At 43.0% G+C, this 24,936-nt stretch carries 21 protein-coding genes; 10 read left to right on the forward strand and 11 right to left on the reverse strand.

The window, feature by feature from the left end; all coding sequences use genetic code 11:
* Window positions 1–7: 7 nt before the first annotated feature.
* From bamA to rimO, 8 genes are all read right to left on the reverse strand, one after another.
* Window positions 8–2,548, reverse strand: a complete 2,541-nt coding sequence (gene bamA, locus F891_RS08020) for an outer membrane protein assembly factor BamA (protein WP_005263059.1) — start codon at window positions 2,546–2,548, stop codon at window positions 8–10.
* A 39-nt stretch (window positions 2,549–2,587) separates the two neighbouring features.
* A complete protein-coding gene (gene rseP, locus F891_RS08025) occupies window positions 2,588–3,943 on the reverse strand; it encodes an RIP metalloprotease RseP (RefSeq protein WP_005263062.1) in 1,356 nt (451 codons plus the stop codon).
* 3 nt (window positions 3,944–3,946) lie between these two features.
* Complete coding sequence (gene ispC, locus F891_RS08030) at window positions 3,947–5,143, reverse strand: 1-deoxy-D-xylulose-5-phosphate reductoisomerase (RefSeq protein WP_004279882.1); 1,197 nt, start codon at window positions 5,141–5,143, stop codon at window positions 3,947–3,949.
* Window positions 5,144–5,968 (reverse strand): phosphatidate cytidylyltransferase, encoded by an 825-nt coding sequence (locus tag F891_RS08035; protein ID WP_004279883.1) that lies wholly within the window; start codon window positions 5,966–5,968, stop codon window positions 5,144–5,146.
* Window positions 5,969–5,971: 3 nt separating this feature from the next.
* A complete protein-coding gene (gene uppS / locus F891_RS08040) occupies window positions 5,972–6,724 on the reverse strand; it encodes a polyprenyl diphosphate synthase (protein ID WP_005263065.1) in 753 nt (250 codons plus the stop codon).
* A 7-nt stretch (window positions 6,725–6,731) separates the two neighbouring features.
* A complete protein-coding gene (gene frr / locus F891_RS08045) occupies window positions 6,732–7,286 on the reverse strand; it encodes a ribosome recycling factor (RefSeq protein ID WP_004279885.1) in 555 nt (184 codons plus the stop codon).
* An 80-nt stretch (window positions 7,287–7,366) separates the two neighbouring features.
* On the reverse strand, window positions 7,367–8,095 hold the full coding sequence (gene pyrH / locus F891_RS08050; RefSeq protein WP_004279886.1) for a UMP kinase: 729 nt from the start codon (window positions 8,093–8,095) through the stop codon (window positions 7,367–7,369).
* Window positions 8,096–8,141: 46 nt separating this feature from the next.
* A complete protein-coding gene (gene rimO / locus F891_RS08055) occupies window positions 8,142–9,485 on the reverse strand; it encodes a 30S ribosomal protein S12 methylthiotransferase RimO (RefSeq protein WP_005263068.1) in 1,344 nt (447 codons plus the stop codon).
* 341 nt (window positions 9,486–9,826) lie between these two features.
* On the opposite strand from rimO, the gene glnL reads away from it, so the two are divergent.
* Both glnL and glnG read left to right on the forward strand, forming a co-directional pair.
* A complete protein-coding gene (glnL, locus tag F891_RS08060) occupies window positions 9,827–10,936 on the forward strand; it encodes a nitrogen regulation protein NR(II) (RefSeq protein ID WP_005107202.1) in 1,110 nt (369 codons plus the stop codon).
* Window positions 10,923–12,398 (forward strand): nitrogen regulation protein NR(I), encoded by a 1,476-nt coding sequence (gene glnG, locus F891_RS08065; protein WP_004279889.1) that lies wholly within the window; start codon window positions 10,923–10,925, stop codon window positions 12,396–12,398. The genes glnL and glnG overlap by 14 nt, the downstream gene beginning before the upstream one ends.
* Before the next feature lie 49 nt (window positions 12,399–12,447).
* On the opposite strand, the gene F891_RS08070 is transcribed toward glnG, so the two are convergent.
* The 3 genes from F891_RS08070 to mnmG all read right to left on the reverse strand — a co-directional run bounded on the left by F891_RS08070 (window position 12,448) and on the right by mnmG (window position 16,308).
* Window positions 12,448–12,774: a hypothetical protein gene (locus F891_RS08070; RefSeq protein ID WP_005246639.1), complete on the reverse strand. Its 327-nt coding sequence runs from the start codon at window positions 12,772–12,774 to the stop codon at window positions 12,448–12,450.
* Between the two features lie 133 nt (window positions 12,775–12,907).
* Window positions 12,908–14,113, reverse strand: a complete 1,206-nt coding sequence (gene mhpT, locus F891_RS08075) for a 3-(3-hydroxy-phenyl)propionate transporter MhpT (protein ID WP_005263070.1) — start codon at window positions 14,111–14,113, stop codon at window positions 12,908–12,910.
* Window positions 14,114–14,427: 314 nt separating this feature from the next.
* Window positions 14,428–16,308 carry a tRNA uridine-5-carboxymethylaminomethyl(34) synthesis enzyme MnmG gene (gene mnmG / locus F891_RS08080; protein ID WP_004279892.1) on the reverse strand — a complete coding sequence of 627 codons (1,881 nt, stop codon included), beginning with the start codon at window positions 16,306–16,308 and terminating at the stop codon, window positions 14,428–14,430.
* A 254-nt stretch (window positions 16,309–16,562) separates the two neighbouring features.
* Between mnmG and F891_RS08085 the strand changes: the two genes are divergently transcribed.
* The 8 genes from F891_RS08085 to purD all read left to right on the forward strand — a co-directional run bounded on the left by F891_RS08085 (window position 16,563) and on the right by purD (window position 24,741).
* Window positions 16,563–17,057 (forward strand): hypothetical protein, encoded by a 495-nt coding sequence (locus tag F891_RS08085; protein WP_005263072.1) that lies wholly within the window; start codon window positions 16,563–16,565, stop codon window positions 17,055–17,057.
* 144 nt (window positions 17,058–17,201) lie between these two features.
* Complete coding sequence (locus F891_RS08090; protein WP_005263073.1) at window positions 17,202–18,089, forward strand: bile acid:sodium symporter family protein; 888 nt, start codon at window positions 17,202–17,204, stop codon at window positions 18,087–18,089.
* Window positions 18,090–18,176: 87 nt separating this feature from the next.
* Window positions 18,177–19,064, forward strand: a complete 888-nt coding sequence (locus F891_RS08095) for a bile acid:sodium symporter family protein (RefSeq protein ID WP_004646703.1) — start codon at window positions 18,177–18,179, stop codon at window positions 19,062–19,064.
* Window positions 19,065–19,195: 131 nt separating this feature from the next.
* Window positions 19,196–20,101 (forward strand): 50S ribosomal protein L11 methyltransferase, encoded by a 906-nt coding sequence (gene prmA / locus F891_RS08100; RefSeq protein WP_004279896.1) that lies wholly within the window; start codon window positions 19,196–19,198, stop codon window positions 20,099–20,101.
* A gap of 15 nt (window positions 20,102–20,116) precedes the next feature.
* The gene (locus F891_RS08105) at window positions 20,117–20,992 is read left to right on the forward strand and encodes a DUF3426 domain-containing protein (RefSeq protein ID WP_005263075.1); all 876 of its coding nucleotides are present in this window, start codon (window positions 20,117–20,119) and stop codon (window positions 20,990–20,992) included.
* A 398-nt stretch (window positions 20,993–21,390) separates the two neighbouring features.
* Window positions 21,391–21,660: a DNA-binding transcriptional regulator Fis gene (gene fis / locus F891_RS08110; RefSeq protein ID WP_001086304.1), complete on the forward strand. Its 270-nt coding sequence runs from the start codon at window positions 21,391–21,393 to the stop codon at window positions 21,658–21,660.
* 95 nt (window positions 21,661–21,755) lie between these two features.
* Entirely contained in the window at window positions 21,756–23,330 is a 1,575-nt protein-coding gene (gene purH, locus F891_RS08115; protein WP_004646700.1) for a bifunctional phosphoribosylaminoimidazolecarboxamide formyltransferase/IMP cyclohydrolase, read from the forward strand.
* A gap of 127 nt (window positions 23,331–23,457) precedes the next feature.
* Window positions 23,458–24,741, forward strand: coding sequence for a phosphoribosylamine--glycine ligase (gene purD, locus F891_RS08120; protein ID WP_005263077.1), 1,284 nt, complete (start codon window positions 23,458–23,460; stop codon window positions 24,739–24,741).
* Window positions 24,742–24,936: the final 195 nt, after the last annotated feature.

Consider the following 24,936-nt stretch of genomic DNA (forward strand, 5'->3'; position numbering starts at 1 on the left):
AACGATTTTAGAAAGTACGTCCAATTTCAAACTGGATATTTTGAGTATCATCCCCATCTTTATCATTCAATGGGTATGCATAGCTAAGTGATAATGGCCCAATCATGGTAATCCAGGTGAAACCTGCGCCTACGCTATAACGCATATTGCCTGCATCAAAACCAAAGTTATCTTTACAGTATTGCTTCGCATTTACATCAGTATTTTGTGGATTGAGATATAAATTTCCGCGAGGCACATCACACTGAGTATCAAAAACTTGTGCTCCCTCTGCAAAAAGTACCGGGCGAACCTGACGTGCCCAATCTCCTTTAAATGGCACAGGAAGCACTAATTCTGTACCAAACTGGACTAAGGCATTACCACCCACTTCTTCTGGACCAAAGTCTTGTTCTCGTGATTCATTATAAGTTACACCTGGATATTTAGGGCCTAAGGTACTGTTTTCATAACCACGGACTGAACCATAACCACCAGCGTAGAAATTCTTATAGAATGGTAGGTCATTACCATAGCCCAACTTACCATATCCACGCAGAACAAAATCTTTACCTAATGGGAAGAAAGCTTGCGCATCATAAGTGACTTTTTGATATTCCACATCACTACCCGGCAAGGCAATTTCTGCATTAACACGGTGTGACATGCCCGTTGTCGGGAACATTGGACGGTTTAAGGTATTATAAGACCAACCCAGATTCAGGTTATAAGTCAAGAAATCACCTTTAAATTCATTTCCATAAGTAATTTGTGGCACTGCGCAGTCATAACCAATTACTGTAGTACCATCTTGTCCATAAATAGGTACAGTTAATTGTGAGTTACCAGCGCTGTCTTTTGGACAGTAGGCACCATCTCTAGTACTTTTACCACCATTAGCTAATAAATAATCCCGTACATAAGTCGATACATATGGACCAGTAGTTACTTCAGTCTGATCGACGTTTAGACCCAAGCTGACACTCTGGTTTTCATCAATTGGATAACCAAAGTTAATCCCACCACCAAAACTATCCGTTACATAGTTGTTGACGTTATAGTCATCATCCAGCTTGGTTTTACGGTAGTACATATTATAGCCGCGACGTACACCATCAATAGTGAAGTACGGATCCATCACGCTCAAGTTATAGTAATCTTGCGTTTCAGAACGCGACAAATCGATTGAGACACTATTACCTGTACCCAGGAAGTTGGTCTGACTTAAACCTGCCTGGAAAGTTACACCACCGCTTTGCGAGAAACCAACTGCAAGAGTACTGGTCCCTGAATGCTGCTCTTCAACAGCAACATTCAAGTCCACCTGATCTGGTGCACCCGGAATACGTGCAGGTTTGATATCGACAGTTTTAAAGAAACCGGTACGTTCCAGACGAACCTTAGACAGGTCAATTTTTTCATTACTGGCAAGCGCACCTTCCATTTGGCGCATTTCACGACGTAGTACTTCATCTGCAGTTTTAGTATTACCAGTGAAATTAATACGTCGTACTGTGACTTGCTGACCTGGATTAATATAGTAATTTAGATCAACCAGTTTGGTTTCGTTGTTAATTTGAGGAACGATGTTGACTTCTGCATAGTAGTAGCCTGCATTACCATACTTACGCTGTAATAATTGCTTAACCGCATTAACTTTTTCCTGCGAATAAATTTCGCCTTCTTTGAAGATTTGTAAAGCCTGCAATTCTTCAGTCTTATAAAGCGCATCACCTAAGTATTTGGTTTGACCAAATTTAAATTGCTCGCCTTCATCCACAGAAACTTCGATAAAAACATTTTTTTTATCTTCACTCAAGTTCAGACTGGAATTGGTAATATTAAAGTTGATGTAACCGCGATTCAGATACATGGCACGCAAAGCTTCAAGACTTGCCGCCATCTTTTCACGTGCATAACGGTCATTACGCGAAATGACTGAACTCCAGCCACTTTCTTTTACTGCAAAGGCCTGCTTGATATCAGATTCTTTAAATACGGTATTCCCGATAATATTGATATCAAAAACTTTGGCCGCTTTACCTTCAATAAAATCAATTAGCAATTCAACACGGTTATTTGGTCGAGGCGTCGTGGTGACCGTAATATCGGCATCATAACGACCTTGCTGCATGTATTGCTGTTCAAGTTCAGTTTCAATAGTTTGCAGCGCTGATTTTTTCAGCACTTCACCTTCAGCCAGACCCATTTTTTTCAGGCCTTCCTCAAGTGCTTCCTTAGGAATCAACTTATTGCCTTTCAATTCGATTTTTGAAATGACCGGGCGTTCAACAACTTGGAAAACCAAAGTATTACCTTGCTGCACGGCTTTAATGTCATCAAATAGGCCTGATGCATACATGCTACGAATTGCATTGGCAATGATTGGATCATTGACCCGATCACCACTGTTAATTGGCACTAGGCCATACACATTGTCAGGAGTTAAACGTACTAATCCATCAAATTTTATATCTTGTACAATGAATTCATCTGCTGCATATACTTGTTGTGCTACTGCCATTGCACTAACGAGTGCCAGAGGCATAAATAAATGTGTGTGCTGCATGCCAGTCTTTTCCGCTGTTAATTTATTCCATTTACGTTGTTATAAACGCATAAAATCATTAAATAATGCCAGAAGCATCATACTGCCGAGCAGTACCATACCAATTTTTAACCCAACCAATTGTATTTGTTCGGAAACAGGTTTACCACGAATTAATTCAACAAAATAGTAAACCAGATGTCCGCCATCAAGCATTGGAATAGGCAGTAGATTTAATATTCCTAAACTTACACTCATTAGCGCCATAAAGGAAATAAAAGTTTCCCAGCCCATTTCTGCGCTTTGTCCTGCCACTTTGGCAATGGTAATTGGACCTGATAAATTATCCAGACCAATCAGACCGCGTACCATTTTGACAATCGAGTTCAGAATCATCGAAGATAAATGTGCTGTTTTATCAAATGCCATTACCAACGCTTCACCTGGCGTGTAATGAATGGTCTGTTTATATTCTGCAGGAATGGTCATTTTACCCGGATCACTGTGTACACCCAGCATACCGGTCACATTGCCCATATTGTCACGTTTGCCTTGCGGCATGACTTCTAGCTGAACCACCTTATTTTCGCGTAAAACATCCATTTTGAGTAATTTTTCTGGAGATGCCTGTACCACCTGCACCACATCAAACCAGTCTTTCATCTGAACGCCGTCAATAGCCAGAATCTTGTCACCTTCTTTCAAACCTTGACGGATGGCTGCACCATCTTCAGTCAGTTTGCTAATTACAGCCGGAATTTCTGGCCGATAAGGCAAGAAACCCAAACTTTCAAGTGGCGATTGACTTTGATCTTTTAAATAGTTTTGAATCGGCAACTGGAACAGTTTGTTTTCACCAGCACGATCTGCCTGAATAGAAACCACGCCAGTTTCACCAACACGATCCACCAAGGCATAACTGAGTTTTTCCCAAGTTTCTACCTGAGTACCATCCACAGCTATAATTTTGTCGCCCGGCTGCATTTGTACTGTTGCAGCAGGTGTATTTGGTAAAACTTTGCCTACCCGGGTATTGAGCTGTTCTTGAGCTGGTAAAAATAACACCCAAAATAGAAGAACTGCAAAAATCAGGTTGATGAATGGACCCGCTGCCACGATGGCAATCCGCTTCCACGGATGCTGACGATTGAAAGCTTTGGGTAAGTCCTCTTCAGCGACATTACCTTCACGCTCATCCAGCATCTTGACATAGCCACCCAAAGGTAAGGCAGACAACTGATACTGAATTCCGGATTTTTTCGAGGTCCATTTTAATAATGTTGGCCCAAATCCAATCGAATAGACCAATACTTTAACGCCCAGTTTACGCGCCACAATATAGTGACCGAACTCGTGAATCGCAATTAAGGGACCGAGTAAGAGAATTGCAGCGGCAATCATAAACAAGGCATTCATATCTTAACTTCCTTTATTCACAACGTATTGCTGTGATAAACCTCGTGCCATTTGATCTGCTTGCAAGATAGCCTCCAGATCATGTGCAGGTTGATTGTCCATCTGATTCAGGACGTGCTCAGCTACCTGAGGAATTTGGGTAAATCTGATCTGTTGATTTAAAAATGCAGCAACTGCAATTTCATTGGCCGCATTTAAAATCGTAGGTGCAATTCCGCCACTCTGCATGGCCTGACGGGCCAATTTTAATGCAGGGAAACGGAGCATGTCCGGTTCTTGAAAATTAAGTTGTGAATGCATAAACAGATCCAGTGGTGCCACATGCGTACTGATACGCTCAGGCCATGCCAATGCATGTGCAATAGGCGTGCCCATATCCGGATTACCCATTTGTGCCAAAGTCGAACCATCAACGTATTGAACCATGGAGTGAATAATACTCTGTGGATGCACAACAACTGTAACAAATTGTTCTTGAACTGCAAACAAATGACAGGCTTCGATCAATTCTAAACCTTTATTCATTAAGGTAGCAGAATCGACTGAAATTTTTTGACCCATGGACCAGTTAGGATGCTTGCAAGCTTGGGCAGGTGTGACCTCTTCAAGTTGCTGCATGCTGTGGTTCAGAAATGGGCCACCTGAAGCGGTCAGTAGAATCTGGGACACACCCAGTTTGGGCTTGCCATGACGCTCTGCTTCAAAATAATGCTGTGGCAGACATTGGAAAATCGCATTGTGTTCGGAATCCACGGGAAGCAGTAATGCCCCATGATCGCGCGCTGCCTGCATCATGATGTCACCTGACATCACCAAAGCTTCTTTATTGGCCAGCAGTACGCGCTTACCCGCTTTCACTGCAGCCAGTGTCGGCAACAAGCCTGCTGCACCAACGATTGCCGCCATGACGATATCAACATCCGCGTGTTCAGCCACAGCAATTAAACCGGCTTCATCTTGCAGAATTTCAATATCAGATAAATGATGTTGCTGAAGTAGTTTTGAAAGTTCATCTACTTTTTCAGCCGGTACCACCGCCACTTTAGGACGGTATTGCTGGCAAATTTCGACCAGCTCATCAATACGACTTTGCGCGGTCACAGCAAAAACCGAGTATGCTTCAGGATGTCGCTGCAAGATTTTTAAAGTACTTTGACCAATGGAACCTGTAGCACCCAGTATACAAACTGCTTGTGACATTTATAAATCTACACCAATAAGTTTTAAAACAGCCATACCTGCTGCAAAGATTGGAGCTGCAGCAAGCAAAGAATCAATACGATCCAGTACTCCGCCATGTCCTGGCAAAATTCGACCTGAATCCTTAATACCGGCACGACGTTTGATCATGGATTCAAACAGGTCACCCAGTACCGAACTAAATACTGTAACGACAGATAGAATCAGAAATAAAATCAGTTCTGGCCAAGTCATATCCAGATAAAGCAAGGCAACTGCCGTCACGATCAGCATTGAAGTAACGATACCGCCATACAGCCCTTCTACGGATTTATTAGGACTAACATTCGGCGCCAGCTTTTTCTTGCCAAATTTACGACCCACAAAATATGCACCACTATCTGCGCCCCATACCAGTAAAAACAGGTACATCAGCCACCACGGTGAACTTTGCCAGACAGAGAAAATTGCAGTAACCGCAGCAGAGATCAGAACTACGCCGATTCCGTGCAGGCTGGCGTTGTACCAGCCATCATATTCAGGATAGGTTTTAACCCAGTAAATACTGAGCAACCAGGTAATTATAGAAGCTACCCATAACAATAAGGCAACTTCGGCAAAATACAATGCCAAAGCTGAAAGTGCCGCAGTGAGCACTCCATATCCCCAAGCAACAGGTTTGATGACATGTTTAAATTTTCGCGGCATGAGTTTGAACCACTCATAGCCGGCCACCCCAGCAGCAAGAACCATCAATACAAACATTGGATAATGTGATTCGGTAGCAAACATACAGCTCAGTACAACTGCTACCAACACCAATGCGGTTATAATCCGCTCAAACATGTATTAATTCTCAAGTTTTTCCTGATGAATCTGTTCTGATGTTTTACCAAAACGACGTTCACGCCCACCAAATACGGCAAGTGCATCATCAAGTTCTTCAACGGTAAATTCTGGCCATAGCGTCTCAGTGAAATAAAGCTCTGCATAGGCTGCCTGCCATAACAGGAAATTCGAAAGACGGAAATCTCCACCCGTACGAATCAGCAGATCAACTGCAGGTAAATCACCGAGGCTGACATATTGACCAAATACATCAGTATTAATTGCATCAAGATCTAATTTATTTGTTAAAACATCGCTAGCAATTCGCTGTGCAGCTTGTGCCATATCCCACATACCACCATAACTGATTGCAATAGTGAGTGTCATACTATTGAAATTAGCAGTCCTTTGTTCGGCATGCAACATAAGTCCCTGTAATTCTGGGGACAAACGGCTGCGATCACCGATAAAGCGTAAGGCAATATTGAATTTTTCCATGCGGGGCAATTGTTCATGAATGGTATCAACCAGCAATTTCATGAGCAATTCAACTTCAAACTGTGGACGATTCCAGTTTTCACTTGAAAAGGCAAATACAGTTAAAGCCTGGATATTTCTTTTTTTACAGTGTTCAACAATCGGATCCAGAACCGTTTTTCCTTCACGGTGTCCATCACCTTTTTGCATCTGATTTTTTTTGGCAAAACGATTGTTGCCATCCATGATGATGGCAACATGTTTCGGAAGACGGGGATTTTCTTCAGCAACGGTCATCGATGAATTAGACCTTCATCAATTCAGCTTCTTTCGCAGCCAAGCGCTTGTCAACTTCAGCAACAAATTTGTCGGTAATTTTCTGGATTTCGTCAGCAGCACGACGCTCTTCATCTTCAGAAATTTCTTTTTCTTTCAACAAAGCCTTGATATCGCCCAATACATCACGGCGAATGTTACGGATCGCCACTTTGGCATTTTCTGCTTCATTACGCGCAACTTTCTGCATGTCACGACGCGTTTCTTCAGTCAACGCAGCCATTGGTACACGAATCGCATCTGCTGTAATTGGGTTCAGACCCAAATCAGATTCACGAATCGCTTTATCAATTGCAGAAACCATTGAACGTTCGAAAGGCTGGATTAACAAAGTACGTGAATCTTCAACACCTACGTTTGCCACCTGGTTCAATGGAACGTCTGAACCATAGTAAGAAACCATCACGTTATTTAAAATTGATGGATGCGCACGACCGGTACGAACTTTTGCAAAACCATGCTCTAGAGATTCTAGAGTTTTGTTCATACGGTCTTCGCTGTCTTTTTTAAGATCGTTAATCATATGATCTTCCTTACTTAATTCTTGAAAAGAGGTTATTACTAAATTAGCGTGTAGTATAAAGTGCTTTGGTGCTCACGTCATTAATTGGTAACGTGAGTCCCTTCTTTTTCACCCATCACAACGGAAAGCAATGCGCCAGATTTATTCATATCGAATACTTGTAGCGGCACATTGTGATCACGACATAAACAGATTGCAGTTAAGTCCATCACACCCAGCTTTTCGTCCAGAACTTGGTCAAAAGTCAATGTGTCATATTTAACCGCATCATCATATTTGCTTGGATCTTTATTATATACGCCATCAACTTTGGTCGCTTTCAAGATCAAGTCTGATTCGATTTCAATACCACGTAAACAGGCAGCTGTATCTGTCGTAAAGAACGGATTACCTGTACCTGCCACGAATACACACACTTCACCCTGAGTCAGGTGACGGATTGCATCACGGCTTGAGTAAGACTCAACCACGGCACCAATTGGCAATGCAGACATTAAACGGGTTTTAATATTACGGCGCACCAAAGCGTCGCGAAGTGCCAAACCGTTCATGACTGTTGCCAGCATACCCATCTGGTCGCCAGTTACACGACCAACTAGACCATCTTTTTGTAGCTGGCTACCGCGATACAGGTTACCACCACCCACAACAATACCTACTTGTACGCCTAAACCCACGAGGTGCGCAATAGAAAGTGACATCTGATCGAGCACTTGTGCATCGATCCCCATGTCTTTATTGCCTGCCAGCGCTTCACCAGAAAGCTTTAACAGGATGCGACCAAAGCGTGGCTTTTTAGAATCCAACATCATCAAACTCCAAAGTATTCAATTTAAATTTTTTTAATTCAAAATCTTAAGCAGACTTGATTGAAATGAGTTTTGCATACAGATCGTATTCATCTGCATCAGTAATTTCGACTTCAAGTAAATCCCCCGCCTTGATGACGCTTTTATCGATATCTTCAACAAAAACATTACCATCAATTTCAGGTGCATCTGCATAAGAACGCGCAACCGCTACCGGGAATTCATCTTCCAGGTCATCTACCAGCACAGTCATGGTCTGACCGATACGTTTTTGGAGTTTGGCTGCCGAGATTTCTTGCTGAACCTGCATGAAACGCTCATAACGCTCTTGTTTAATTTCTTCAGGAACGTGATCTGGCAAATCATTTGCTGTCGCACCTTCAACTGGCGAATAGGTAAAACATCCCACACGATCCAGCTGGGCTTCTTTCAGCCAGTCCAGTAACATCTGGAAGTCTTCTTCAGTTTCACCCGGGAAGCCCACCACAAATGTTGAACGCAACACCAGATCAGGACATTTCTCGCGCCAGATTTTCAAACGCTCCAGTGTATTTTCACTGTGCGCAGGTCGTTTCATCAGTTTGAGAATTTTTGGACTCGCGTGCTGGAATGGAATATCCAGATAAGGCAGGATTTTGCCTTGTGCCATCAGGTCAATTACTGCATCTACATGCGGATATGGGTAAACATAGTGCAAACGTACCCAGATTCCCAACTGACCCAATGCTTCACACATGTCATAGAATTTGGTTTTAACCGGCTGACCATTCCAGAAATCCAGCTTGTATTTCGTGTCCAGGCCATAAGCAGAAGTATCCTGGGAGATCACGAGTACTTCTTTTACACCGGCACGTTTCAGCGCTGCAGCTTCTTCAAGCACAGAACCAACTGGACGTGAAACCAGATCGCCACGCATGCTTGGAATAATACAGAAGGTACAACGATGGTTGCAGCCTTCAGATATTTTCAGATAAGCATAGTGTTTTGGCGTCAGGCGGATGCCTTGCTCTGGAACCAGATCAATAAATGGATTGTGTTTTGGCGGCTCAGGTACGTATTGATGAACCGCATCCATAACTTCTTTATATGCCGCTGCACCTGTCACTTTCAGGACATTGGGATGCATTTGGCGAATCTTGTCTTCGTCTTTACCTAGACAACCTGTTACGATCACGCGACCATTCGCGCTCATCGCCTCACCAATCGCATCGAGCGATTCTTGCACTGCGGATTCAATGAAACCACAGGTATTTACTACAACTAAATCAGCACCGTCATAATCCGAAGCGACGTCATAACCTTCAGTCTTTAACTGGGTTAAAATACGTTCAGAATCTACCAATGCCTTAGGACAACCTAAAGATACAAAACCGACTTTGGGGGACTTCATGAATTTTCGCTCTACTAGAATGCGCGTATTGTATGTCTTTTCGCATCATAAAAATAGTTGAAAACCTGACTCTTTGCATCATGCACTAAAATATTGCCATAAAATATTCAACATACCCACTCATGCACCAAAATGAATCATTTTAGATTTACAGCCTCAATTTAATCCGCTATATCTAAGATGAATTGTGTTGCTCTGTCACATTTCTGCATTTCATCGCAATAAATAATCTCTCGTCATAAAAGTTGGCGTGCATCTTGCATCAAATCAGAACTTAAAATTGATTAAATTGCTTTATGAAGATGCCATTGCGCCATTTTAATACAGGAACAAACCCGCGAATGGATCAAATTATTCCGATCGACTATCGTGCTTTAGTGGACAATATGACCACGTGTATCTTATTGATAGACCGCGATCTTAATATTTATTATCTGAATTCTGCCTGTGAAGCCTTATTTGATGTGAGCTTATTCCGCGCGAGCGGCACATCCGTGCTCAATATTTTGCAAAACCCGACAGATGAGTTTAATACCGAAGAAGCCCTGAATAATACTTTAACTACGGGACAGCCTTATACACGCCGCGAAGCCACTATTCTGGTCAACTTTAAAGACATTCATGTTGACTACACTGTTTCTCAGCTAAATCTGGGCAAACCTTATCATCCGCTACTGCTCATCGAACTCAATCCTCGCGATCGCATGTTAAAAATCTCTCGTGAAGAAAATCTGCTGCAACAGCATCAGGTAGCGCGTCAGCTGATTCGCGGTGTTGCGCATGAAATCAAGAATCCCTTGGGTGGCATTCGCGGGGCGACTCAACTCCTGGCACGCAGTTTGAATGATCCACAATACAAAGAATTTACCGACATTATTATTAGCGAAGTGGATCGACTCAGAAATCTGGCCGATACCATGCTCGGTTCACGCCAGCTTCCGAGCTATGAACTGGTCAATGTGCATGAACCTCTGGAACGGGTGCGTTCACTGATTGCCAATCAGACCAAAAAGAAAATCAAGATTACCCGGGATTACGACCTGTCCTTACCGGAAGTTCTGGCAGACCGCGACCAATTGATTCAGGTCATTTTGAATATTTGCGCCAATGCCGTACAGGCCATGACCGAGAACAAGGAGTTCTTTGTCGAACATCAACCGGAACTGATTTTAAGAACCCGGATTCAGCGTCTCTTTACCATTAACGGGGTGATTCACCGCTCTGTAGTAAGGATTGATATTGAAGACAACGGTCCAGGTGTGCCGGAAGAGATTATCGAATCGGTGTTTTATCCGCTGGTCACCAGTCGCGCAAAAGGTACCGGACTGGGCCTCAGTATTGCTCAAAATATTATTCATCAGCACAACGGCATGATCGAGTGTCAGTCCGTGGCTGGAAAAACCGTCTTTAGCTTATATTTACCTTGGGAGTCGAATCATGTCGCGAAATAAAATATGGGTGATTGATGACGATCGCGCCATGCGCTGGGTACTGGAAAAGACCTTTAAAGAGGAAGGTCTGGATGTGACCAGTTTTGAAGAAGCACAATCTGCACTAGACCAACTGAGTCTGGAAGCACCCGATGTGATTTTGACCGATATCCGCATGCCGGGTATTGATGGACTTACCTTCCTGGGCAAGGTTAAACACAGTTATCCTGACCTACCTGTCATTATTATGACGGCGCATTCAGACTTAGAATCGGCTGTTTCTAGCTATCAAACTGGTGCTTTTGAATATCTGCCTAAGCCTTTTGATATTGATGAAGCACTGGCGCTGGTAAATCGTGCAATTTTACATATCACCAAGCTACAGCAACAAGAATCAGCAAAAGCGGCTCCACCAATTCAATCTACCGAAATTATTGGTGAATCGCCTGCCATGCAGGAAGTGTTTCGTGCCATTGGCCGTTTATCACAATCGCATATTACCGTGTTGATTAATGGTGAGTCTGGTACAGGTAAAGAACTGGTAGCGCATGCCCTGCATCGTCATTCACCACGCAGCTCAAAACCTTTTATTGCCCTCAATATGGCGGCGATTCCAAAAGACCTGATCGAAACTGAACTTTTCGGCCATGAGAAAGGTGCATTTACCGGTGCTAATACCCAGCGCCAAGGTCGTTTTGAACAGGCAAATGGCGGTACGCTGTTTTTAGATGAAATTGGCGATATGCCATTTGAGACCCAGACCCGTTTATTGCGTGTCCTAGCCGATGGAGAGTTCTACCGAGTTGGCGGTCATATTCCGGTTAAGGTCGATGTGCGTATCGTGGCTGCAACACATCAGGATTTGGAAAAACTGGTCCATGATGGTCGTTTCCGTGAAGACTTATATCACCGCCTGAATGTAATTCGTATTCATATTCCAAAACTGGCACATCGCAGTGAAGATATTCCGATGCTGGCGCAGCATTTTCTGGCACGTGCCGGTAAAGAACTTGGGGTCAACCCAAAGATATTACGTCCTGAAACCCAAGAATATATGCAGAAATTGCCATGGCAAGGTAATGTGCGTCAACTTGAAAATACCTGTCGCTGGCTGACTGTCATGATCACAGGTCGTGAAGTCTATCCTGAAGACTTGCCACCTGAGCTGAAACAGATTCCAATTCATCAGCAGGATCCGGGTGCGCCAATTCCAACGCTAAACCAGATCGCACCGCATCACTGGGATGAATTGCTGGGTCAATGGGCGATGCAGAAACTCAAAAATGGTGAAATGAAACTTCTGGATGTTGCGACGCCAATGTTTGAACGCACCTTGATCAATGCAGCCTTGCAACAAACCCGTGGCCGTAAACGTCATGCCGCAGAGCTTCTAGGTTGGGGTCGCAATACTTTAACGCGCAAGCTTAAAGAATTGGGCATGGATACTACGGATGATGAAATCGAAGAAGAAATAGAAAGTTAATCTTTCCATATAAAAAAGCGCCGATTGGCGCTTTTTTATTGATGATGATCTATGCAGTAAAACCCACATAGCGGAAATACCCATCTATGCCCAGATCAGACTTATAGATCAGATAATTTGAATAAGTCGCTTGGGTGATTTCATCCAGCATATTCACCTGATCATCATTGGCATGCAAATCATCTACAGAACGCGGCATGCTGTGCTCGAATTCATCGGTCATATATTCAAAGCCTATATCCATGGCAATAAACAGGGTATGTTCACAAGGTTGCACATATTGCTCTTCTGCCCAATCAATCACGTTGTGCTGACAATGCGGACAGGCAATATTATCGGTGGCCTGAATCGAGAGTTGAATAAGTTGATAAGCCATATAAAAATCAATCTGTTTACTATCCGTATATTTTAGCAAATTTTATGGACTGACTTTATTCAATTAAAAGTCTCGACGATAAAAAAAGGAATCTTCAGATTCCCTTTTTGTATTGATAGATCTCAATGATTAATTACTTATGAGCAGCCTTATAACGTGATAGTGCGGTGACGGCTACTGCCGATACGACCACTGCTGGTAAACTTGCCACAAGAATACCTGTGGTGCCCAAACCTAATGCCAGAATTTTTCCAGTTAATAATGGTCCAGTCATCGCCCCTAAACGCCCTAAAGAGATCGCACTGCCCACGCCTGTCACTTTGCCTGCGCCTGAGTAAAAAATCGGTGAGATCCCATATAGAATAAATTGACCACCCGTAGAGAAAATGCCACCCATGACTCCCGCCAAAATTAATAACGGAATAGAAGTTGTGGTGAATAACAATACCAAGGCAACAAACAAGCCACTATAAATGATGGTCGCCATTTGCCAAAGCTTTAAACGATCCAGTAAATAACCTAGGCTCAGGGTTCCAATGACAGCGCCCACCTGGAACACCAACATCACCAAAAATGCCTGCTGTTTCTGCAAACCTTGTTCCATAAGTAAATTTGGCAACCAGCTAATCAAAATATAATTGATCATCAAGGTAAAAAAGAAGCCAACCCAAAGAGGCACTGTATTTTTATACTGTCGCTGCTTGAACAACACCTCAGCCATTCCCGGCACAGCTTCGCCAGAAACCGGTACTTCCGCATTCACTTTAGGCTTATCTTTAAGAATAAACGCCATTAATGGAATCAGTGCTAAAGGTGTTAATCCCCCAATCAGGAATAAGGTTTGCCATTGAATCTCTGGAAGCAGCATGGCCAGACCGGCAACAAAGATCGCCCCTACCGGTAAACCACAATACATCAGACTATTTAGCTTGCCACGGTTGGCTTCGGTTGCTTCATCACCGACGACTGAAATCATGGTTGGCATTGCCGCACCTAAACCCAGACCAGTAAAGAAACGCGCTGCATATAAAACTTCGATGCTGGGCGCAATTGCAGTCAGCGACATGAACAGACCAAAAATAGTCACAGAAAGCATCAGGACTTTCTTTTGTCCTAGATAATCTGCAATACGTCCGCCAAAGAATGCACCAAACAGCATTCCAAAGACACCCAGACTAAATACATAGCCCATTTGGATTTGATCTAAACTAAAGCTTGCCGCAATTCCTTTCGCTGCAATCCCGGGAGCTTGAAAGTCAAAACCTTCAAAAAATGCGACCCAAAAACATAAGAATATGGTTAATATTTTTTGGGCTTTTCCGCTATATGGCTGCGCCATGACTGATCTCCATCAATAATTCACAAACCGTTTGATAGTGTGACGATCCGTTGCATTATTCTTAACCTAATCTTGATAGAGAAATAGCACGACAATAGTCGGGTTTAAGCACATCAACATGTGTAAATACCCTCCAAATTAGACCTAAAAGATTGTATTTATAGACTTAACACATCTTAATAATATTTATTATATATATTTATCAAATACTTAATTTAATTGTAGTTATTTTTAATTCAACGATAGTCAAAACTTATACAAAACTACAAGCCGATAAAAAGCCCGCTTAATGCGGGCTTTTTTAGCGCAAAATCTTAAGCAGATTTCTTTGCTTGTGCATTCTTACGAATTGTAATCATCACCAGTTGAACTGCTGCAGGGGTTACACCTGGAATACGACTGGCTTGCGCCAATGTTTCAGGACGAACATCTTTCAGTTTCAGGGTAATTTCACGGGACAGACCTGACACGATGTCATAATCGAAATCCGCAGGAATACGGGTTTCTTCAAGACGTTTCATTTGTGCGACGTCTTCATGCTGACGATTAATATAACCCGCATATTTCACTGCAATTTCAATTTGCTCACCGACAAATGGTGATACTTCAGAATTGGTTAACTCTGCAATTTGAGCAAATGAAATGTTTGGACGTTTCAACAAATCAATCGCCGAACATTCTTTAGACAGGTCTGCACCGGTCATCTCAACGAATTTCTTACCCATTGGGTTATTTGGTGCGGCCCACAAGTGTTGCAAACGGCCTGTTTCTTTTTCCACTGCTTCCATTTTCTCACAGTACACTGCCCAACGCGCGTCATCCACCAGACCCATTTCACGACCAATGGCTGTTAAACGCTGATCTGCGTTATCTTCACGCAGCATCAAACGGTATTCGGCACGTGAGGTGAACATACGGTATGGTTCTTTGGTACCTAATGTGATCAGGTCATCAACCAGAACACCCATGTATGCTTCATCACGTTTTGGCGTCCATTGCTCCTGATCCCAAGCACGGCGTGCAGCGTTCAAGCCTGCAAGCAAACCTTGCGCACCCGCTTCTTCATAACCGGTTGTGCCGTTGATTTGACCGGCGAAATACAAGTTATTAATTGCTTTGGTTTCAAGGGTAAATTTCAACGCTTGTGGGTTGAAATAATCGTATTCAATGGCATAGCCCGGACGAAGAATGTGCGCATTTTCCATACCACGGATCGAGCGAACCAGTTCAAACTGAACGTCGAACGGTAAAGAAGTCGAAATACCATTTGGATAAAGCTCATGTGTATCCAAGCCTTCGGGCTCCAAGAAGACTTGGTGAGAATCTTTATCGGCAAAACGGTGAATCTTATCTTCAATCGATGGGCAATAACGTGGTCCAACACCTTCGATCACACCCGTGTACATCGGTGAACGGTCTAAACCGCCACGAATGATTTCATGCGTGCGTTCATTGGTATGCGTGATATAGCAATTTACCTGCTCAGGATGCATAGACACATCCCCCATGAATGACATGGTCGGAGATGGGAAATCACCCGGCTGTGGTGTCATCACAGAGAAATCCACTGAACGCGCGTCAATACGTGGTGGTGTACCTGTTTTTAAACGACCTACTGGCAAGTTTAATTCACGCAAACGATGTGCAAGTGAAATAGATGGCGGATCACCAGCACGACCACCGCTAGATTTCTCCAGACCAACGTGGATGACACCACCTAAGAATGTACCTGCTGTCAGCACCACAGTTTTCGCATCAAAACGGATACCCATTTGGGTAACCACACCTTTAACGGTATCGCCTTCAACAATCAGGTCATCTGCGGCTTGCTGAAAAATATCAAGGTTTGCTTGGTTTTCTAATGTTTCGCGAATAGCCGCTTTATAACGTACACGGTCCGCCTGCGCACGTGTTGCACGTACTGCAGCACCTTTACGCGAGTTCAAAATACGGAATTGAATACCGCCTTTATCGGCAGCCAGTGCCATCGCACCGCCCAAAGCATCAATTTCACGCACCAAATGCGATTTACCAATACCACCGATGGCCGGGTTACAGCTCATCTGCCCTAAAGTCTCAATGTTATGAGTTAAGAGTAAAGTCTGTCGACCCATACGCGCTGCAGCCAGAGCCGCTTCCGTACCGGCGTGACCGCCACCGATAACAATAACATCGTATACTTTAGGATAATGCATAGTGGTAATTGAGAGATAAAAAAGGATAGCTGAGCATTATAGCAAATTTCACTCTAAAGTAGACAAATTCAGTAGAATTTATCCTCAGATAAATCGCACTTAACTCGCACAACATTAAAGCACTGTAATTTAACTTTGCAGAGGGACTATATAAATTAAACATATAAGCTGAGAAATTTACTCGATTTGCATTGTTTAATCTCGCGCATTTTTTAATCTATATGTTGGTTACATTACAAACAAAGGTATAAAAGATGAATAAGAATATTTTCCTCTCAACCGTTCTATGTGGTTTATGTTTTGCGCCGTTTGCTGCATCAGCGAATGATAAGGTCGAAACCATTTATAATGCACAAAAGTACCAACAGGTTTGTAAAGGCAAATCCCAAGGTGCACAAGTCAGTTTTGCCCATCGCGGCATTATCTGGAATGGTACCTGTGAACAGCAGTTTTTCGCTTCATCCAAAAACGCTTCAATCAAAGGCGATGAAGCCGAACTCATGAGTACTTGTAGCGGCAACAGTGGTGCAACCACTGCCACCATTAATGGTACCGAAGTCAAAGGTAAATGCGCATTAGGCTTTATGCCACCACGCCCTCAGGGACAATCTCAGATGCAAAGCCAACCAATGCAGCCGCAAATGCAAAGTCAGCCTATGCAGCCACCGATGCAAAATCAACCAATGCAGCATCAGATGAACCAGCCAGCACAGCCTGACTCACCAATGCAAGGCCAGCCAGGTATGTAGCCGATATATATCTAAATAGTTTAGATTTCAAGTAAAAGCTTTGACGGGCAAAGTGACTGCATTTTGCCCGTTTTTTATTGCTTATTTATTCATCTAGGCTAAACTCGAAATATATCTATAAATGTATAATAAAAAGGCAAATTCATGGATTCGGGGTTTTTTAGCGTTTTTTTGCCAATTACATTGGCAATCATGATGATGGGGCTGGGGCTAGAACTCACCATCAAAGATTTCCTGCGCTTAAGTCGCTATCCTAAAGTCATTTTTATTACTTTATTTGCGCAGTTAGTGCTGTTACCCAGTATTGCTTTTTTTATTTGTCTGATTTTGGACTTGCCCGCTTTGCTTGCTGTAGGTCTGATGTTGCTAGCCGCCTCACCTGGTGGCCCAACCGCAAACCTGTTTAGCTACATATATAAAGGTGATGTAGCACTGAATATTACTCTAACCGCCATTAATACCATCATCTCTATTTTTACTCTGCCCTTTATTATCAATCTGTCCTTACACTACTTTATGAGTCATGACTCAAACGTGACTTTTCCAGTTGAAAAGATTGTGCAGGTCTTTTTAATTACCTTGATTCCCGTGATCATGGGTATGCTGCTTCGAGCCAAATTTCCAAACCTGTCGATTACAGTCAGCAGGCCCATGCGCTTACTCTCTATCGGTTTTCTAACCATCCTATTCATATTCGCCATTTTCAGAGAACGTTCGAATTTGGTCGAATACTTTGCCAATATTGGTACAGCAACTGCGATTTTATGTTTTTCCAGCCTGTTTATTGGCTATTGCATCCCTCTACTCATGGGCATTCCAGAGAAAATGGCACGTGCTTGTACCTTTGAAATCGGCATTCATAACACAGCCATTGCCCTAACCATTGCGATATCGGTCTTAAATAATGTCACGATGGCTATTCCTGCAGGCATTTATACAATTTTCATGTACAGTTTCGCCACTATTTTCGGTGTGCTGATTAGTCGCCAGCAAGTGGTGTATAGCAATAAAAGTCGTTTATCAGATTTGTAATTTATTTGGCTGATTCTGCTATAAGGCTGTATGCTTTTCTAAAGAAAATCAGAAGTATTAAAACAATTTTCGACAAGGAGCATACAGATGGATTCTGGCCTTATAACGATATTACTGCCGCTGGCACTTGCAATCATCATGATGGGACTGGGCCTTGAACTGACGCCTCGGGACTTTAGCCGTGTCACTCGTCACCCCAAAGCCGTATTTATAGCATTGTTCTGCCAACTGGTTATTCTGGTTGGCATTGCCTTTTTACTCTGCAAGCTATTCGCTTTAACCCCATTACTCTCAGTCGGGTTGATGCTCTTGGCGGCTTCGCCCGGGGGTGCAACAGCCAACCTGTTTAGCTATCTGTTTAAAGGTGACTTAGCCCTCAATATCACTTTGACTGCTATCAACTCAGTCATCGCAGCGATTACCTTACCTTTAATTATTAATTTTTCGATCATGCATTTTATGCAGGATAGCCAGCAAGTTGGCCTGCAATTCGGCAAGATTCTGCAAGTCTTTGCGATCATCCTGATTCCGGTGGGAATTGGCATGTTGATTCGGCGCTATGCACCAGGCGTGACAGCAAAACTGAATCGGCCGCTGCGGATTTTTTCGATTGGCTTTTTGGTGCTGATTATTATTGCCACACTCATCAAAGAGCGCAGCAATATCGGTGAATACTTGACCCAGGTGGGTCTGGCGACTGCCTTGTTCTGCATCCTGAGCCTGAGTATTGGTTATCTGATTCCGCGACTACTGAATATTAATAGCGCTCAAGCCCGTGCCAGTGCATTTGAAATTGGCATTCATAACAGCACCCTCGCCATGACCATTGCCCTGACCGTGATTGGCAGTGCTGCTGTGGCGATGCCAGCCGCGGTTTATTCTATCTTTATGTATATCTTTGCTGCAATTTTTGGCAGTCTGTTGAACCGGCTTGCACCACTCCCGGCGCAAACACCTTTAACGAATCTGGACTAGATAAGCTCTGGAACTGTTCAAAGGATGCCTCAGGCATCCTTTTTATTTTGGGAATGGATCAAGAAGATAGCAGCGTTGAGTCTGAACTTCCGTTACAATAGCTTTTTGAAAAATGTATAAAGGTTATTTCTGTGAAGTGGTTACAAATTCATATTACGGTTGAACAGGCTCAGGTTGATTTTACTGAGACATTACTCAGCTCGCTAGGCGCAGTGAGTGTGACTTTGGATGATGCTGAAAACCAGGATTTGCTGGAACCACTTCCAGGTGAAACACCACTCTGGAATAAAGTGATTGTGACCGGTATTTATGCGCAGGAAGAAGGCGAAGAAATTGATGTTACCGCACTAGAAACCTTTATTCGTGCACAAATGCCAGATGCTCCGATCCGTCATGAACTGATTGAAGATCAGGCTTGGGAACGCACCTGGATGGATGCCTATGAGCCAATTCAGATTGCTGATAAATACTGGATCGTACCCGAATGGATGGAAGCACCTGATGCCGATGCGGTAAACATCAAGCTTGATCCAGGGCTGGCTTTCGGAACAGGCAACCACGCTTCAACTTTCCTGTGCTTACAATGGCTCGGCAAAATTAATGTGAAAGATAAAATTGTCATCGATTATGGCTGTGGCTCAGGCATTCTCGCGGTAGCTGCACTCTTATTAGGTGCGAAAAAAGCATATGCCACGGATATCGATCCACAAGCTGTACTGGCGACTCAGCAAAACGCTGAACTGAATGGCGTACTGGACAAGCTTTATGTCGGACTGCCAGAAGAATTTAGAGATGAACTCGGCAATACCAAAGCTGACGTATTTGTTGCCAATATTCTGGCAGCACCACTAATGATGCTGGCTCCTGAGTTCGCAACTTTAATTAAATCTGAGGGACAGTTCGCACTTGCGGGTGTTATTGAAGAGCAAGTTGCTGATGTTACTAGCATTTACTCAAATTATTTTGATATATTAGAGGTAGAAAAACGAGATGAGCACTGGTGCCGTATCTCGGGTAAACGCCATAAGAACGAATGAGCCTATAAATAATCCATGAGTGACAAAAGAACCCATTGCCCTACCTGTTCCACCACCTATAAGGTCACAGTTGCTCAACTCACCGTTGCGCAGGGTATGGTTTGCTGTCCCAAATGTACTACTTCGTTTAATGCCTTATCGCATTTGGTGACCGAAACCCGGAATTCGGTCACCGCCCCAATGTCTCAGGCTCAGTCGAACTCCAGCGAATTCAGCAAAACTGATGCTCAAAATAGACCAGGTGTTTATCACACGGATCAGCAGCATCGTCATAGCCTGCTACAGATTTTTGATCAAAAAGTTGAACATTCCAATATTGACCTGGAAACCTATTTAAATAACCTGAATTATTTCAGTACCGAGCCAATTTCAGTATTACCGAGCATGAATTGGGAAGATCAGGCAGAAAAACAGACTAAACGCGGGCCAATGTACTATATAGGCTGGAGTTTACTCAATCTGTCACTGTTCAGCCTGCTGATGTTTCAATTCTTCTGGTTCAATCCGCAATACATCAAAAACAGTCACGTTATGAGCCTGGCCTTTAACACTGCCTGTGAAGTGTTTAATTGTTCCAATCTGGAAAAATACTACACACTGATTCAGGCCAATAAAGTCAAAATCAAGGCAACCGGTAATAATGAAGCTGAGTTTAGCGGTGAGCTGATCAATTTTCATGACCGTAGCCTGGCCTTACCGATTTTAAGAATCAATCTGGAACATCGCGGTGAAGTGATTGCAACTTATAACCTGTCCTCCGAAGAGTACCTGATTGAAAGTCTGGTCAATATTCAGCGCATCCCAAAAAACAGCCCGTTTAAATTCAAATTTAAGCTTCCAGTCGATCGTAAAAGCTTTGATCGCTATACTTTGGAAATAATTCGCCCCTAATCTGCTGAGAAAGCATTAAAAAATTAAAAAAAGTTAAAAAAAATGCAGTTTTCTTGCTCACTTTTGCTTAGACAATGGTATGATACGCGCCACGAAAGCTATGTGCTGCAACTCCTCGCGACTTTTTCACAACAAATACAGTCTTGCCTAATGCGCTATAAAATTTATTGCGTATCGTGCAGATTTTTTTGTTTTGATTTTGGTCAGTAACAAAACTTTAACTATTGTTACGCTTATTTTTCGACCAAATCGCAGAGATGTGTCAAGCTACAGGCTCAATGTAATGACTAAGTTTTAGAACTTCCGTTTTAGGATCTAAAATGGAGTTCATTTCAATTTCTAGACCACTTTTATATATCACTTTACCCAAGTGATATCTGTTTTTCGGATTAATTCGCATGAATAGCAAATCTCCTATTTTTACTGCACAATCTGATGTTGCTTTACGTATCCACGTAGATCGCGCAGTTCGCCACTATTTTGCACAACTGCAGGGCGAGCAACCATCTCAGGTATACGACATGGTGCTAGCAGAAATGGAGAAACCTCTTCTATCTGTAGTTCTAGAATATACACGTGGTAACCAAACACGTGCTGCCGAGATTCTCGGACTCAACCGTGGTACTTTACGTAAAAAGTTAAAAGCTCACGGTTTAATGAGTGAATAAATGATAAAATGCTTGCGGCTTCCGCAGGCATTTTTTTTAACCTGTAAATTGCTGATTTTGTTTTATTCTGTTCCTTGAAAACTGTGACGAAGATCATGACTATTAAACGCGCTTTAATCTCTGTGTCTGACAAGACTGGTATTGTTGAATTTGCACAAGAACTTGCTGCTCTAGGGGTAGAAATTTTATCTACAGGTGGTACCTACAAATTGTTGAAAGACAATAATGTGGCTGTAGTTGAAGTTTCGGAGCATACAGGTTTTCCAGAGATGATGGACGGCCGTGTAAAAACACTACATCCAAAAATTCATGGGGGTATCCTGGCTCGTCGTGGTCTAGACGAAGCTGTGATGGCTGAACACAACATTGATGCTATTGATTTAGTCGTTGTAAACCTTTATCCATTTGCTGCAACGGTAGCCAAACCAAACTGTTCACTTGCTGATGCTATCGAAAACATCGACATCGGTGGTCCTACCATGGTTCGTGCTGCAGCAAAAAACCATGCATCTGTAGGTATCATCGTAAATGCTTCTGACTATGCAACTGTCGTTGCCGAGCTTAAAGCTGAGGGTGCTTTATCTCATGCAACTCGTTTTGACCTAGCAGTAAAAGCATTTGAACATACTGCTCAATATGACGGCATGATCGCATCTTACTTAGGCGCTCGCGTAGGTAAAGAAGAAGGTCAGGCAGACAAATTTGCACGTACTTTCAATACTCAATTGAACAAAGTTCAAGACCTTCGTTACGGTGAAAACCCGCATCAAGCTGCTGCATTCTATGTAGAAGACACAGCGACTGAAGCTTCTGTTTCAACAGCGAAACAGCTTCAAGGTAAAGAACTCTCTTATAACAACATCGCAGATACTGATGCAGCACTTGAATGTGTGAAATCATTTGCGAAGCCTGCTTGTGTGATCGTTAAACACGCTAACCCATGTGGCGTTGCAGTATCTTTAGACGGTATTCAAGCAGCTTATGATCTTGCGTATGCAACAGATCCTGAATCTGCTTTCGGTGGTATCATTGCATTCAACCGTGAATTAGACGTTGCAACTGCACAAGCGATTGTAGATCGTCAATTCGTTGAAGTGATCATTGCACCGAGCGTTGCTGAAGGCGTTCTTGAAGTAACAGGCGCGAAGAAAAACGTACGCGTACTTGTATGTGGCGAACTTCCAGCAATCGATGCGCGTCAATCGCAACTTGACTACAAACGCGTAAACGGTGGTTTGTTAGTTCAAGATCAAGACTTGGGCATGATCACTAAAGATGATCTTAAAGTAGTCACCAAACGTGCGCCGACTGAACAAGAAATCGATGACATGATCTTCGCTTGGAAAGTAGCGAAATACGTAAAATCTAACGCGATTGTGTATGCTAAAAACCGTCAAACCATTGGTGTCGGCGCTGGCCAAATGAGCCGTGTAAACTCAGCTCGTATTGCTGCAATCAAAGCTGAACATGCTGGCTTAGTAGTTGAAGGTGCGGTAATGGCATCTGACGCATTCTTCCCATTCCGTGATGGTATTGATAACGCTGCGAAAGCGGGTATCAAATGCATTATCCAACCGGGTGGTTCTATGCGTGATGAAGAAACGATTGCTGCGGCTGACGAAGCTGGTATTGCAATGGTGTTTACTGGTATGCGTCACTTCCGTCACTAATTAATTTTAAATCCTCCCTAGCCCTCCTTAATAAAGGAGGGTTTTCTATATCATAGTAGAGCGAAGGGAGTCCCCCTTTTATCAAAGGGGGATTTAGGGGGATTCTATTTCAGAAGGATTTTTTTTAATGAATATTTTAGTTTTGGGTAATGGTGGTCGTGAACATGCACTTGCATGGAAAATCGCGCAAGATGATAAAGTCGCAAAAGTATTTGTAGCACCGGGTAATGCAGGTACTGCAACAGAAAATAAATGCGAAAATGTTGCCTTAAATATTTTAGACAATGCTGCGATTATCGACTTTGCAAAAAGCAATGCGGTTGATTTAGTGGTTGTTGGTCCTGAAGCACCACTTGTAAATGGTGTTGTAGATGCATGCCGTGAAGCTGGCGTTAAAATTTGGGGTCCAACTCAATTTGCTGCGCAGCTTGAAGGCTCTAAAGCATTCGCTAAACACTTCCTTAAACGCCATAACATTCCAACGGCTTTCTATGACGTATTTACTGAAGTAGATGCTGCGAAAGCATTTGTTGAGAAAAATGGTGCGCCAATCGTGATCAAGGCTGATGGTCTTGCTGCAGGTAAAGGCGTAATCGTTGCCATGACCAATCAAGAAGCATTTGCAGCAATTGATGACATGCTTGCAGGTAACAAGTTTGGCGATGCAGGTTCTCGCGTTGTGATCGAAGAATTCCTTGCGGGTGAAGAAGCATCTTTCATTTGTATGATTGATGGCGACAACATCTTGCCAATGGCAACATCGCAAGACCATAAGCGTATTTTTGAAGGCGACCAAGGTCCGAACACCGGCGGTATGGGTGCTTACTCTCCTGCACCTGTTGTGACTGCTGATGTGTTTGAAAAAACCATGAATGAAGTGATGCGTCCTACCGTTGAAGGTATGAAAAAAGACGGTCACGTTTACACTGGTTTCTTATACGCTGGCTTGATGATTGACGACAAAGGTCAACCAAAAGTAATCGAGTTTAACTGTCGTTTTGGTGACCCTGAAACTCAACCGATCATGATGCGTTTAAAATCATCTTTGGTGGATCTCGTTGAAGCTGGTATTGCAGGTAACTTACCTGCTGAAGCTGAATGGGATGAGCGCAAGACTGTTGGTATCGTTTTAGCGTCAAAAGGCTACCCAGAAACTTCAAGCAATGGTGATGTGATTTCAGGCTTAGACACTGAAATGACTGATGCGAAAGTGTTCCATGCAGGTACTAAAGCCAATGAAAATGGCGATATCGTCACTGCTGGTGGTCGTGTACTTTGCGTGACTGCACTGGGTAATACCATTGGTGAAGCACAAGCAAAAGCTTTAGAACTTTGCCAAAAAGTAACGTTCGACGGCGTTCAATATCGTAAAGACATTGGTTACCGTGCGATTGTGCGTGAAAATGCTTAATTTTATTTAAGTATAAAAAACCCCGATTCTTTCGGGGTTTTTTTATTTGCTTATACAATCCACAGAACTATTCATACGCCTATAAATAATTTACTCTTTTGCACATCACTAAAATAAGAAGTTGAATATATGTATATTTGGAAATATTGCTGGGAATGTAAGCACGATACTCCACAAAATAGATTGAATTTAACA

Origin of the sequence: Acinetobacter sp. CIP 101966 (assembly GCF_000369725.1) — a bacterium.
GTDB lineage: Bacteria > Pseudomonadota > Gammaproteobacteria > Pseudomonadales > Moraxellaceae > Acinetobacter > Acinetobacter lwoffii_Q.

Excerpts from the sequence above, each read along its gene's own strand:
- F891_RS08070 (WP_005246639.1), bottom strand. The coding sequence starts at position 12,774 with ATGGCTTATCAACTTATTCAACTCTCGATTCAGGCCACCGATAATATT.
- mhpT (WP_005263070.1), bottom strand. The coding sequence starts at position 14,113 with ATGGCGCAGCCATATAGCGGAAAAGCCCAAAAAATATTAACCATATTC.
- glnG (WP_004279889.1), top strand. The coding sequence starts at position 10,923 with ATGTCGCGAAATAAAATATGGGTGATTGATGACGATCGCGCCATGCGC.
- glnL (WP_005107202.1), top strand. The coding sequence starts at position 9,827 with ATGGATCAAATTATTCCGATCGACTATCGTGCTTTAGTGGACAATATG.
- F891_RS08035 (WP_004279883.1), bottom strand. The coding sequence starts at position 5,968 with ATGTTTGAGCGGATTATAACCGCATTGGTGTTGGTAGCAGTTGTACTG.
- F891_RS08105 (WP_005263075.1), top strand. The coding sequence starts at position 20,117 with ATGAGTGACAAAAGAACCCATTGCCCTACCTGTTCCACCACCTATAAG.
- purD (WP_005263077.1), top strand. The coding sequence starts at position 23,458 with ATGAATATTTTAGTTTTGGGTAATGGTGGTCGTGAACATGCACTTGCA.
- F891_RS08095 (WP_004646703.1), top strand. The coding sequence starts at position 18,177 with ATGGATTCTGGCCTTATAACGATATTACTGCCGCTGGCACTTGCAATC.
- purH (WP_004646700.1), top strand. The coding sequence starts at position 21,756 with ATGACTATTAAACGCGCTTTAATCTCTGTGTCTGACAAGACTGGTATT.
- bamA (WP_005263059.1), bottom strand. The coding sequence starts at position 2,548 with ATGCAGCACACACATTTATTTATGCCTCTGGCACTCGTTAGTGCAATG.
- uppS (WP_005263065.1), bottom strand. The coding sequence starts at position 6,724 with ATGACCGTTGCTGAAGAAAATCCCCGTCTTCCGAAACATGTTGCCATC.
- frr (WP_004279885.1), bottom strand. The coding sequence starts at position 7,286 with ATGATTAACGATCTTAAAAAAGACAGCGAAGACCGTATGAACAAAACT.
- rimO (WP_005263068.1), bottom strand. The coding sequence starts at position 9,485 with ATGAAGTCCCCCAAAGTCGGTTTTGTATCTTTAGGTTGTCCTAAGGCA.
- fis (WP_001086304.1), top strand. The coding sequence starts at position 21,391 with ATGAATAGCAAATCTCCTATTTTTACTGCACAATCTGATGTTGCTTTA.
- pyrH (WP_004279886.1), bottom strand. The coding sequence starts at position 8,095 with ATGTTGGATTCTAAAAAGCCACGCTTTGGTCGCATCCTGTTAAAGCTT.
- ispC (WP_004279882.1), bottom strand. The coding sequence starts at position 5,143 with ATGTCACAAGCAGTTTGTATACTGGGTGCTACAGGTTCCATTGGTCAA.
- F891_RS08090 (WP_005263073.1), top strand. The coding sequence starts at position 17,202 with ATGGATTCGGGGTTTTTTAGCGTTTTTTTGCCAATTACATTGGCAATC.
- F891_RS08085 (WP_005263072.1), top strand. The coding sequence starts at position 16,563 with ATGAATAAGAATATTTTCCTCTCAACCGTTCTATGTGGTTTATGTTTT.
- rseP (WP_005263062.1), bottom strand. The coding sequence starts at position 3,943 with ATGAATGCCTTGTTTATGATTGCCGCTGCAATTCTCTTACTCGGTCCC.
- mnmG (WP_004279892.1), bottom strand. The coding sequence starts at position 16,308 with ATGCATTATCCTAAAGTATACGATGTTATTGTTATCGGTGGCGGTCAC.